We start from the raw sequence: 13,763 nt of genomic DNA on the forward strand, positions 1-13,763 counted from the left end.
ACCATACCCGGTTAATTGAAGGTGAAGCAAAATGCTTCAACAAATTTAATATCAGCACAAATTTATGAAAAAAAATCATCATGACTCAGGTTCATATCGATCCTGGAGTAGAAAAGTTGTATTGTATATGAAACTTACAACCTTGTTTATAATACTATCAGTGTGGAGTGTCTCTGCTAGCAGTTTAGCTCAAGGTAAAAAATTAAACCTTAGCTTAACTAATGCTTCAATACTTGATGTATTTGAGAAAATTGAACAGCAGTCTGAATTTGGCTTTGTGTTTAAGGCAAGTGAATTAAACCTTGAGAAGCGCTACAGCATTAATAAGAAAGGAAAGACTTTAACAGAATTGCTCGATGCTCTGTTTGTTGATGAATCAATTAATTATAAGATAATTGAGAATAGTGTAATAATTATAAAAGAATCTGCAGAGAGGGGAGTGATACAACAATTTAATGTGGGTGGTAAAGTCACTGACATGCAAGGAGAACCTCTTCCTGGAGTGAATGTGTATGAAAAAAACAATCCGCAACATGGGGTGATTACAAGTGTTGATGGTTCATATATAATTGAGGTTGACGGTCAGGATGATGTTTTGGTATTTTCATATATTGGTTTCGAGAAGCAAGAGGTTAATATTTCAGGCCGCAGTGTTATAAACATCTTTCTTAATGAAGAGGCAACAGGTTTGGATGAAGTCGTTGTAACTGCGCTAGGGATCAAGCGAGAGAAGAAAGCGCTCGGCTATGCTACGCAAACCGTTAGTACAGAGGAGTTAAAAAAAGCAGAATCTCCGGATTTAGCATCAAAGCTTTCCGGGAAAGTCGCAGGATTACAAATCAATACTGCAGCAACTATTGGAGGATCATCCCGAATTGTTTTACGAGGTGAAAGCTCTTTAAGTATGGGTGGTAACCAAGCGCTTATTGTGGTTGATGGTGTCCCAATTAATACAGAAGGTTCTGTGGCTGGCGGTATTGACTGGGGAAATGGATTTTCGGATTTTAATAGTAACGATATAGAGTCTATTAGCGTATTGAAAGGTGCTGCGGCTGCGGCTTTATATGGTCCTGCCGCTGGTAATGGTGTTTTGTTGATTACAACTAAGAAGGGAAATAAAGATAAAGCCTTCACGGTTGAGTATAATTCATCATTAATGTTTGAGAGCATACTAGCATACCCTAATACTTATCAGTATGAGTATGCTGTCGGAGAAGGAGACACAAGAGGCTTATATGATCCCGTTACGGGTAACTACAACCCTGCTCCTCGTGATGAGGCTTGGTCAAGTGAGAAATATAATCCCAATAAACTAATTGAATGGTGGTTCTCTCCAACAGAAAATGGTTACAGGGCAGCTGATACAGGAATTCTGAATAAAGGTGAAGCACAAAAGCTTCCATTTGTTTCTACTGGTAAAAACAATTATGAGGAGTTTTTTGATGTTGGGCGAACAATTTATAACCAAGTGGCTATTTCAGCATCTGGTGATCATGTAACATCAAGGTTCTCTGTTGGGGACATGAACCAGAAAGGTATGCAACCTGGGACTGATTTAAAAAGAAGAAGTTTAGCAGCAAGTTTTAATGCAGAATTATCCAAACGAGTTAAGCTTGATTTTGCTATTAACTATGTTAAAACAACAAGTGGTAACCGTCCCCGACAACATTGGGGACCATTCTCTATCAATTATGTTTTATCATGGATGATGCCTGGGGTACACATGAATGAGCTGAAGGATTATTGGCAACCAGGTTTAGAAGGTACTCATCAGATTAATTGGAGATCAAATCATAATAACCCCTACTTTTTGGCACATGAAGTGAAGGCGAGTTTAGCAAGAGATCGTTTCTTTGGTAATGTGTCACTTAATTATGAGATTAATGATCAGTTATCATTTATGTTACGCCATGGAGATGATCTGACTATGGCTACTACTACAGATATGTATCCATTTGGAGGTGTAGTTGAGTTACCCAGATTGACTCGTTCAAAATCAGACACAAGAGTATCGAATACAGACATTTTACTAACCTTTAATAAGAATTTTGACGACATATGGAATCTGGATGTTAGTGCTGGTGCAAACCGAAGTAATTCAACAGGAGAATCATTAACGGGCAGTTCATATGAATTACTGGTACCAGGCCTATACTCCCTAAATAACTCTGCAATCGCAACTGGTGTGGGCGAATATTTTTGGAATAGCAGGGAATATTCGCTGCTTTCAATGGCTAATGTAGGGTATAAGAATCGAGTTTACCTGGCTTTAACAGCAAGAAATTCCTGGTCTAGTACCTTACCGTCGAAACATAATAGCTATTTCTATCCATCAGCTAGTATAAGTGTTTTAATGAATGAGATTTTAGAACTTTCAGATAAGGTTTCATTATTAAAGCTTAGGGCAGGTATTGCCCAAGTTGGAAAAGGAACAGGAGCGCATAACTTAGTTACAACCATATCAAGAGATGGTCAATATGAGGGTTTCATTGGGTCTTCAGTTGCCAATGGGTTGAAAAATCCGGATTTGAAGCCTGAGCTTTCCACATCGTATGAATTTGGCCTTGAAAGTAGCTTCTTTAATAATCGCCTCAGTTACGACCTAACCTACTATGCCAGTTCAACAGTCAATCAGATTATAGGAATTACATTACCGCAATCAAGCGGATTCACTAGTCGTGTTGCCAATGCAGGTGAGATACAAAATAGTGGTATCGAGATGACTTTAAGTGGTAGTCTAATAAGAAAAGCCAACCTTGATTGGAATGTTTCAGTTAATTTTTCAGCGAATAGAAATAAGGTCATTAGCCTTGCTGAGGGTATGGACCAATATGAGCTTGCTGGATACGGTGATAGTGGAGAGAAAATTATGGCTAAAGTTGGCAAGCCAATTATGGGCGTATATGGTTATAAACAGGTGACTGTTGAAGATCCAACTAGTCCGTATTATGGTCAAAAGGTATTTTCACCAGGAGGTACTCCAATAAGAAAGAATGATGTTGAATATCTAGGACAGGCCAACCCTGATTTTATTGTTGGGCTCACTAATAAAGTGAGCTATAAGAATCTTAGTTTAAGTTTTGTTTTGGATATGCGTCACGGTGGTGTTACCTATTCTAACGCAACAAATATCATGTATGGCGGAGGCTTCAACAAAGAAACAGCTGAATGGAGAAATAATGGATACAAAGGAGATGGCGTCATTGTGAATACAGATGGTACTTATAGACCAAATGATGTAGTGATAAAAGGGGATGATGTAAAAGCCAAACTAATCACCAACTGGCGTGACATAAGTACCAATAATATCTTTTCATCCAGCTATGTAAAAGTTCGAGAATTAAGTCTTGCATATAATTTGCCTACTAGTATGCTTAATAAAGTATTTATCAATCGAGCCTCGGTCTCATTGGTAGGGAGAAACTTATTTGTCTGGGATAATGTACCTAACCAAGATGCTGATGTATTCCATAATGGAATACCAGGTTATACAGGAGGTTACACTTATCCGACATCTCGCACTTATGGATTAACTCTTAATGTTTCATTCTAGAATAGATAGGAATCAAAAGATTCACAAAGGTTATGATAGCGAGAGAGTGTGTTTGGTGTCGTGTTGCTTACAAAGGCATATGCAATCTTTCAAGATGATATCAAAGCGTGTGGGTTTTTAAGAGCCTAAAACAGAAAAATACAATCATATGAAATATTTCAAATATCTATTAATCATTCCATTGGTTTGTTTTTTTGCCTGTGCAGACGAACTCGAAGATGTGAATGAAGATCTCAATAACCCTACAGATGTACCAGTTAACAGGTTGATCATGGGAATAGAAAGAGACTTGTCAAGTGAATATGCAGTTAGTTCTTATGATTTGACTAACAAAATGCTCAATTATACAGAATACCCTCTTAAGCAATGGGATCACTTTTTACTGATAAGAGATGCTAATGAGGATTGGTGGGAACAACACTACGATGAGCTGGCTAATGTTGACTATATCATTAATAAGGCAAAGACTGGTGAAGAAAACGTAAAAGGTGTTGGTCTGGTATTAAAAAGCTGGATGTATTATATCACTTCTTCTTTATATGGAGATTTACCTTATTCTGAAGCGGGACAGGCTGATAAAGGAAATAACCAACCAGAATATGACACGCAAGAGGTTATATTCAATGGGATTCTTAGCGACCTTGATCAAGCTAATCAACTGCTTGGCACAGGAGCGTTTGCTTTGCAAGGTGACTTTTTATTAGGAAATGATATTCAGAAATGGAAAAAATTTGCTAATTCTTTAAAGGTAAGGGTTTTGATGGCGATGTCAAATCAGATTAATTCCAAAGTTGAATTACAAAAAATGATTAATGATCCGGTTACTTATCCACTGATGGAAAGCAATAGTGATCAACCTGCATTTACCTATAATCAGGAAGTTTATTATCCAAGGAACAGAGATGGATTGTTTTTCGTCAATGATGTGTATATGTGTAAGGATTTTATCGATAGCCTGCTGGAGTTGGGAGATGAAAGAATTAAAATGTATGCAGCCAAAGCTGAGAGGCCTGTCAACGGAGATTATGTTGGTGTTCCTTCCGGGACGACGAAGAACCCATCTGGTGATGTTTCGAAAACATCTGACTTAATTTTTGACTCAAGAACAAATTTTGCCCTACAGACTGTATGGATGAGTTATGCAGAACTTCAATTTTTGTTAGCCGAGGCTGCCGAGAAAGGTTGGATTGATGGAGGAACATCAAAGGCACAACAATATTATGAGAAGGGTATAGAAGCATCTTATAACTATCAAAAAGAACGCTTGGATATTGGTATAGACCAAGGGGCTAATTTGGATGCCATGTCGATTTGGGAGCCTGCATATCTAAAGCAGGAAGGAGTTGAATATGTTGGCACTCAAAATGAAAAGCTGGGGTTGATTGCAACTCAGAAGTGGTTAGCACTTTATTTAGATATGGAAAGCTATTTTTCATGGAGAAGAACAAAACTACCTGTCTTAACCTTCGATGCATCAACAACTAATAATGGTGTACCGCCTAATCGACTGAGATATCCGGTTGACGAACGTATTTACAATAAGAAGAATTACGAAGCTGCTATCGCCAGACAGGGTGCTGACGATTGGAATACTTTGATGTGGCTAATAAAATGATAGCAGAGTAGCTGAAAAGCTCATATTATATTAAAATCAATTAAACTAAATTTATTTATGATGAAAAAACAAATTAGAATGATGGGGAAAAAGATGATGGTTAGTATGATAAGTTGTATTGTATTAATGTCATCATTAACAAGCTGCGGTGGAGACGATGAAAAAGTAACTCCGCCGGCAGTAATTACTTCATTGAGTATTACCGAAGGGACAGCAGGAACTACAGTGACAATCGTTGGAACAAACTTTAGTGCAATTACCGCTGAAAACAAAGTGTTTTTTGGAGATAAGGAAGCTGATGTAACAGGAGGTACAACTAAATCATTAATTACAACTGTACCTATTGGAGCCTCATCTGGACCTGTATCAGTGCAGGTTGGCCAGGCTGAAAAAGTTGTTGGGCCATCATTTACTATTAAGGAGAATTTATTGACTATTCATTTGAAAAATGTCAATGATGATGCAGAGGAAGCGGAAGAAGCTTATTTAAGCACACCTGCTGGTTTTATGGAATTAACCAGTAGTGATTTGGAGTTATGCGATATTGATGGAGATTTTGGATATCAATATGTTGGTACCCGCTTTAGAGAAGTTAATATACCCAAAGGTGCCGTTGTGACAAAGGCTTATATTCAGTTTACTTGCGATGATACAGGAAGTGATCCTTGTAAAATGCGAATTTATGGTGAGGCGAAAGATTCAGGCGAATTTACAGATACACCATTTAACATCAGCAGCAGAACTAAAACAACAGCAAATGCCCTTTGGAATATTGCACCATGGACAGTAGTAGATGAACGAGGTGAAGCGCAAAGAACAGCAGATCTTACAGAGATTGTACAAGAGATTATAGATCATGCTGATTGGGTTGAAGGTGGCAATATGACCTTTATTCTTTCTATTGAAGAAGGCAAAGGAGGCTCAGGACGTGAGGCTGAAACATGGTCAGCAGAAGGTGATGAAGCTGGTGATGATGTAAATGCAGGAGAAGAGTCCGCTTCACTTATAATAGAGTTTAAATAAGTTAGGTGTTACAGTTGTTATATAATTAGATTTCCTAGTTAAGTAATAATAGGAAATAACGAGACTGGATAAGAGTTATTTAAATTTTATAGTTAAGTAACTCAATTCCAGTCTTTTTTTTAATGAACTTCAAAAGTAGAGAAAAGTATGCGTTGAATAAAAAGGGTTTGAAATTTAAAACCAGTTTATGACAAAAAGATTTACACAAATAAATATAATAAGTATATGTATGTACATCTTTCAGGTGTTTTCTATTGCAATTAATGCGCAGGATATTTCTACATTAACGCGTGATCAGATACTGCAAAGATACGCACCTGTGGTGCACATGGGTATAAAAGTTTCCCCCGAATATTATGATGGACAAGACATGTTGGTTAGAGTTGATCACGATAAAAATTGGGGAACCTATGATGATGACAATGATGTTTGGGCGAATAGCAGTAATTGGCCACGAACCACTTTGGCGAAAGATATAAGTAGCCTGAATACAACTATTGAGCATGATGTAACACCGATTGTATACGCTTCAATGCTTGAGTTAAGTGATTTTTATATCCTGAAGTATGGTATTTATCATACATACAATGAAATAGAAGGTGCTGCTGGAGATCACCTAAATGATATGGAAAGTATTGAGGTAGTGGTTGACAAGAATGGAACAGTTAAAGGTGCCCTGACAACCGTTCATGGCACCTCTACTTGGGGAACGCCGTGGGCAGAGGATGATGACATGAGTATCTTTGATACCTATTCATCATCGACTTACACTTTGCATTTACATGAAGGGACACACCCTCATGTTTGGGTTGGTTCTAATGGCGGTGCTAATTTACTGACACAGAGTCATGGGCATGCAATATTTGTACAAAACGAGTGGATGGATGACAGAGGAATTGATTATTATCCCTCAGGTGCTAATTATGGTGCCGACAAAGTTGATGAACCTCGTCAGGCAACCTCAGTAGGTTATGTGGTTAGTAACTGGGGCTATTCTTCCAATGGTGCATATTTATTGGTACCCATGGAAGAATTACTTGTCAAGGGGCAGATGGAATCTAATATAGACTTGATGTATCACATTGGGCAAAGTATGGGAGCCAGTGGTGGTAACTTTTGGGGAAATGGATGGTTTACATATGCTGATGAAGGGCATTGGAAAGACTCCAATAGTTTGCGGAAAAGATATAATGATTCATATGGCGGGGCTGATATGGGATATACCTATTTGTATAAGCCTTTGGCAGATATCGGAAATAAAAGCCTTTATTTTAAGTTAAACAATATTGGTGGATTGGCTTTACCAACTGATATTTCAGGTTTCTACAAAAGTACCTATGCCAACATTCAAGGAAGCGGTTATTTTGATAGCAATGGATCAAACAGTCAAGATTTGTTGAGTATGATGGAAGCTGTATCAGCAGGTAATGCATTTACCATCGAAGCCGGCGTAAGAAGAGTCGGTAAGCTGTGGTTAAATGAAAATTGGTATTCCAATCCATTTAATAAAAGCTATATCAATGGTACAGGACCAACCGGCGGCATCATGTTACGCGGTGGTCAAACCCAGGGGGATGACTTTGTGTACATTGGCTGGGCTCCAGAGCGGAATAAAATCGTATACATGCAACGATGCGCCTCGTTGAACAATGGTCAAACAACGGTGGAATACTTGAATATTTCAACGTTTAACAGGTTGTTTAAGGTCGCTAATGCAGCGAATGGAATCATTACCATCTATGCTAAAGATTACAGGAAACCTAATGATCCATGGTTGCAGATTAAACAGGTCGATGGTTTAGAATTAGGCTTGGATGGTAGTATATATGGTTCTTTGGTAACTCAAAGTGATGTAAATAGTACAGACAATTATTACTGGACAAACGGCGAATACGTTCATATTAAAACTACAGGTATTGGCTTTGATCCGATTGGAGAGCCTGGTTACTATAAGATAGTCAATAAGCACAGTGGAAAGGTGTTGGATGTGGCGGGTATCTCAAATACGGATGGAGCCAACATTTGTCAATGGGAGTATGTCAATGGTCAGAATCAGCAGTGGAGCATTGAACCACTTGAAAATGGAAGGTTTCGAATTGTTGCCAGGCATTCTGGGAAAGTGTTGGATGTTTATGGATGGAATCCTGATAATTGGGGGAATATTGTACAGTGGTCATGGTTAAACAATGACACCCAAAAATGGAGGATTGAATGGGTTCATGATAAGTATTATAGAATCATATCGGTGTTTAGTGATAGAGCGTTGGAGGTAGCTGGCGCTTCTTATGATAATGGTGCAAATGTGTATCAGATGTATTATCCAACAGCCAATAATCAATTGTGGGAGTTCATCAAGATAGGAGAATTGAAATCTGGGACAATGATGAAAGGCAAAAATTCTCAAGTTGAAGAAATGGAGCAAGGGGAACAATTGAAGGTATACCCAAATCCTATGAGTGATGGTTGCGGTACTATCCTTTTCGGGTGTAATGAACCATCCTCTGCTGTAATTAATATTTATTCAACTGCCGGGCAGCTGATATACAGCCAGAAATGTTCGGTAGAGAAAGGTGAAAATAAGATACCGGTTATGCTTGATAAAATAGTACCGGGATTATATCTGATTGAATTGACTACCGATTCACAGCGGTGTACTACCAGATTGGTTGTGAAGTAAGGCTAACATAGTGTTTTAGTTAGGTGTGTTAGGAGGAGCGGTTTGTTTTTATAAGTATGCATAAGCATTGTTAGCAGATCGCTTCTATATTTATTTTAATGAGTGATGAAACTTAGTAAAGGTTATTTAGAGAATATGAAGAATCATAGAGTGGCTATCCAGGTATTTTTATTTTGGACTGTGGTCCAAGTGATAACAGGTCAACAAACAGTTTTTCCCGGGGCCGACGAAACAACACCGTCCAGGGCACAGTACTTTTCTTGGATTAATAACACTAATGAGGGCGCAACTGAGGAGCATACCCTGATTAACCTGGATTTTTTTGAATGGTTGAAGACGGAATATGGTATGCATTTAGATATCTATGCTTTTGATGCGGGTGCTATCGACGGTGCAAAGTTTTACGGGAGTACCAAAAGTGAGCGATTTAAGAGGCAATTTCCTAATGGTTTTGATCCTATTTATGAAAAAGCGAAAAATCTGGGTACTCGATTGGGAGTTTGGGGCGGCCCCGATGGTTTTGGCAATACACCAGAACAGCGCCAAGTCCGCATTGATGAAATGGTGGAGCTATGTCGTAAGTACGAGTTTGAGCTCTTTAAATTTGATAAAGTGTGTGGCCCATTACCATTGGAAAAGGAAGAGGCATTCATTGAAATGATGAAAGAGTGTCGAAAGTTTAGTCCTGATCTGATCTTGCTGAATCACCGCTTAGGATTAAAAGAGGGTTTGCCATACGCAACAACTTTTCTTTGGGAAGGTATTGAGACATACACAGATTGTCATATCTGGAACGAAACGACGGCTCCTCACCATCGTGCAGGAGCGTTAACTCGAGGGTTTCCTCCAGGATTTAGTCGATTGACCGAAGATCATGGTGTTTGTATTTCATCCTGCTTGGATGCTTGGGACGACGAGCTCATTCTTCAGGCCTTTAACCGTAATTTGATTCTGGCGCCCGAGATCTATGGAAATCCCTGGCTACTGAATGATGACGAATATGCAAAATTGGCACGAATTTTCAACTTGCATCGTCAGTATCGTGATATAATGGTTAATGGAAAGATTCTGCCAAAGGAGAACTATGGACCTTATGCTGTTTCGCGTGGGAATGGACAAACACGTCTGATTACATTAAGAAATAACAGCTGGGAAACTACAACTTATACCATCTCGTTGGATGAGGAGATCGGTATTGCTGACAATAATGAAAGCGTGAAGGTATTTTCACATCATCCGAACGAATTTTATTATGGCTCATTTGAGTATGGTGAATCAGTCGACATTGAGGTTTTGCCCTTTAAAACATGTCTTATAAGAGTATCGTCAGAAGAAGAGTGTGAGCCTTATGTGAAAGGTACCGAATACCAGTTGGTGCGTAATGTGAAAGATAAATCAATTGTTATCAACCTGCTAGGAGCGCCGGGGAGTAATTGGAAATTTACACTTGGGAGTGCAGGTGATATATACACTTCCGCCACCCTTGACGGAAAAAAAGTGAATGGATTACTTGATGGTAGAACCATAAATGTAAGGTTTGAAGGTGATGAAATGGAGAATGAATGGCACCGAAAATTGGCCAACGCCAGGCCAGCTGATATACCTGCCGATGCCATGGCACTTTACGAGTCCACCTGTTTTGCAGCCGATAACAACGCCTTGGAAGTACGATCGCTGCAACGCTCTGGCGCTACTAGAATTCCGGAAGTGCAAGCCGCACGTGATGCTTTTTTCAATCAGAATCGCTTTGTGGAAAGAGGCGTTTGGGACAAATACCTGTTTGATGGGGACGAAGCAACTAGTTTTTATGTGTGTCGTCGTCGTTATAAAGATTTTAGAATCAATGGTGGTTGTTTAAGAATAGACATGGGGAGGCCTACTGCACTTAGCCAGTTAATTTTGAAGGTGCCTGATGTATATGCTTTGCAGCCCCTGGAGCCGGAAGAAGGCATTTACGCCTATGTTTCAAACGACCTGCAAGAGTGGGAGCAGGTAAGCGGCTTCATTGCTGATAACATTGAAATTAATTTTCCGGCTGATAAAATGTTTCGTTACATCAAGATACCACGCTTCCCCGATCGTATTACCGAGATTATTGGATTGGATGCAGCCGGGATGGCAGTGAACCGTGAAAACTGGAGAGCCTCTAATCTGTTTGCTGATTTTGCGAAAATTGAACCCCAAAGTGCATGGAAGGCCTCATTTGAGTTGAATGAGATGCAGAAAGGAGCCTATATCTGTGTGGCGGTGAATGGTGAGCATGGCAATGAAGGCGCCTATGCTGCTCTGAAAGTTGGAGAAAAGTATGTAGGAGCACCAGACAGAAGTATCTCCTATCCTTCTAATACCTGGGAGTCAGGAGTCTGTCATAAAGATGTGGTGACCGGTAATTACACCTACTATTTCCCTATTGAGGAGTGGATGCTCAATAAAGAAATAGAAGCAGTTGTTTTGGTGAACTCGGATGCCAAAGAGCTTAACCCGGAGGTGTGGTTAACAGCCAGTAATAAGCTGCCATTAAAGAAAACCTTAATCCTGAATAAGTAATTGAACGATATGAATTGTATAAAATATATATTTATCATCCTTACTTTAGTTGGGGCAATAGCTTGTAGTAAAGATGATGTGATGACGGAAGAATTTCGTCAAACAGGTGGAATAGAAATAGTGGACCTGTTTCCCGGACATGGACGAGTAAAATGCACGTACCGGGTGATGGATCCTAAAATTAAGGTGATTATGGTGAGTTGGAAACAGCCGAAAGATACAGCTGTAACTATAATTATTCCTGAATATGAGTCTTCGGAGGTGCTGGAGCTATTAATTGGAAGTAAGAATGAACTCCCTGAAGGAGTACTCGAGCTCACTTTTATGACAGAAAATACGAGCGGTCATCGATCAAATGGAATGGTAAAGAATGCGGCGATCTATGGTGAGAATTATATATCGCAGTTGAAAAATAGAGTTATCAGAAATCAGGATTATCAAGCAGATAAGTATATGATTTGGTTTGAACAGGCTGTAGACAAAACTGATATTGGAGTCAGTTTGTCGTGGAAGGACAATACAGGCACTTCTCAGGCAATCAGGGTGGAAGGCGAGCAATCAAATAAGTGGATCGAGTTGGATAATGTTGATCTCGATCAACCAATAACTTATAATACTCTATACAAACCGGTAAATAATGCTATTGATGAGTTTTATGCTCCGGTGGCTGTAGTTGATATTGATGAAGATGAGATACCGGGAGTTAAAGTTCCAAAATATAATGCCAATCGTTTATTCATCAAGCACGGTTTACAGTTGAGTGTGTGGACAGGCGACGAATATGATCCTAATGACGGTTGGTCTTACACGGTATCACAGACCGATTGGAATACATTGGGATTTAATTCCTGTCATGGATTTCAAAGTGAGCTGCTGGCTGCAAATCCACAAATGCAGTGGGGGCGTAAGTTGGCTCCCTATTCAGGTCATCTATACAAAGGGGAAGGAGAACCTGTTTTACCAACGAATTATGAAATGCAACACGGATTTTTGGAAGCTAAAAAAATACCCTATGTAACTCAGATGACCAATATTATTTTTGGAGATGAGGAGGATTATTCTGTGGTTTTATTAGACCAGCTGGATCAATGGTATCAGGTGGCACGTACACATTACCCCGATGCCCTGGTTCAGAACAATCAGTATGGACCTCAGTGGACATTCCACCAATTAAAGGAATATGCCCAAAAGTGCAAGCCCGATGTATTAACCTATGATACTTATTTTCTGAGTGATGAAAATTATCCTATATTCATCAGTGGCACCGCAGGACGTTTAAGCAAATATCGCTCTGTTGCTTTATGGGGGTTAGAAGGAAATAGGGATAATATACCGGCATTCGGACAATATACTCAAGGCTGGCTGAATGGTTTTAATATCACCGAAAGTCAACTGCGTGCCTACTATTGGATGACGTGGGTATATGGTGGTAAGTGGCAATCATTTTTCCGCTTGAAACAGCGTGATGGTGATTCTATGTTGCTGACAGATGGCAAACCTGGAAGCTATAACAATTATACTGAAATAATTGAGGCCTGTAACAAGGAAAGCCAAAATATTGGAAAGCACTTGGTTCGTTTGCAAACAAGCAATATATGTTTAATTAACGGGTCATCACCTTATACTTACGGAGTTAGTTCAGGTGATGCAGAACGTTGGAGCAGTGCGACTGACGATTTTATTACAACAATAGAAAATGTAGTAATTAATACGACTGTTAAAGGTGATCTTTTTATTGGGTATTATGATATTATTCCAACGGAGAAAAGTGGCGACCCTGGTTTTTTTAAAAATGGCGACGATCAGTTTTTTATGATCATGAATCCGGTGAATGATAATAAGAAAATTATCGATGCTGGTGAAAATGCTCAACTTGTAACTATAACTATTGATTTTACCAATTACAGGCAGAAAAAGCTGAAAATGGTAGAACGAAGAACAGGTCAAGTTGTCTCAATGAGTGGAGAAGATATTGGAAATAATAAAATAAGATATACGTTAAATATTCCTGGAGGAACAGGTGAATTAATGTGCTTGGGCCAATAGTATTAGTGTATCCAAATCTGAAAAGTGTATAGGGCTATTCAAAAGTTATGTGAAGTTGCTCGTATATCCTTTAAGCTAAAGTCTAATGCATTTGTAATTTGTTTCTGAGAGTTGTATTATTGCAATGCTTAAACGTTTAAGCATTGTTGAGGTATGACGTCTTTCTTATCTTTTTAAAAGGAGCAAAGGAATCTATCTGCCCAAGGACTAGTTACGAAATGTCGTAATTCTTGTAGAGTATTATTTCTGTACTACTGTATGTTACAGAAGATGACAGGCTAACCTGACGATAGCATGAGATT

The 13,763-nt window shown here is 39.0% G+C and carries 6 protein-coding genes; all 6 read left to right on the top strand.

Features of this window, described 5'->3' with window-relative positions; all coding sequences use genetic code 11:
* Positions 1–127 precede the first annotated feature (127 nt).
* A complete protein-coding gene (locus tag ACSX1H_RS16815; RefSeq protein ID WP_439185399.1) occupies positions 128–3,553 on the top strand; it encodes a SusC/RagA family TonB-linked outer membrane protein in 3,426 nt (1,141 codons plus the stop codon).
* Between the two features lie 148 nt (positions 3,554–3,701).
* Positions 3,702–5,168 carry a SusD/RagB family nutrient-binding outer membrane lipoprotein gene (locus tag ACSX1H_RS16820; protein ID WP_439185400.1) on the top strand — a complete coding sequence of 489 codons (1,467 nt, stop codon included), beginning with the start codon at positions 3,702–3,704 and terminating at the stop codon, positions 5,166–5,168.
* Between the two features lie 57 nt (positions 5,169–5,225).
* Positions 5,226–6,191 (top strand): IPT/TIG domain-containing protein, encoded by a 966-nt coding sequence (locus ACSX1H_RS16825; protein ID WP_439185401.1) that lies wholly within the window; start codon positions 5,226–5,228, stop codon positions 6,189–6,191.
* A gap of 187 nt (positions 6,192–6,378) precedes the next feature.
* The gene (locus ACSX1H_RS16830; RefSeq protein WP_439185402.1) at positions 6,379–8,868 is read left to right on the top strand and encodes an RICIN domain-containing protein; all 2,490 of its coding nucleotides are present in this window, start codon (positions 6,379–6,381) and stop codon (positions 8,866–8,868) included.
* 135 nt (positions 8,869–9,003) lie between these two features.
* Positions 9,004–11,415 carry a hypothetical protein gene (locus ACSX1H_RS16835; RefSeq protein WP_439185403.1) on the top strand — a complete coding sequence of 804 codons (2,412 nt, stop codon included), beginning with the start codon at positions 9,004–9,006 and terminating at the stop codon, positions 11,413–11,415.
* 9 nt (positions 11,416–11,424) lie between these two features.
* Positions 11,425–13,461, top strand: coding sequence for a DUF4998 domain-containing protein (locus ACSX1H_RS16840; RefSeq protein WP_439185404.1), 2,037 nt, complete (start codon positions 11,425–11,427; stop codon positions 13,459–13,461).
* Positions 13,462–13,763: the final 302 nt, after the last annotated feature.

The sequence above is a fragment of the Carboxylicivirga taeanensis genome, assembly GCF_051851475.1.
Taxonomy (GTDB): domain Bacteria; phylum Bacteroidota; class Bacteroidia; order Bacteroidales; family Marinilabiliaceae; genus Carboxylicivirga; species Carboxylicivirga taeanensis.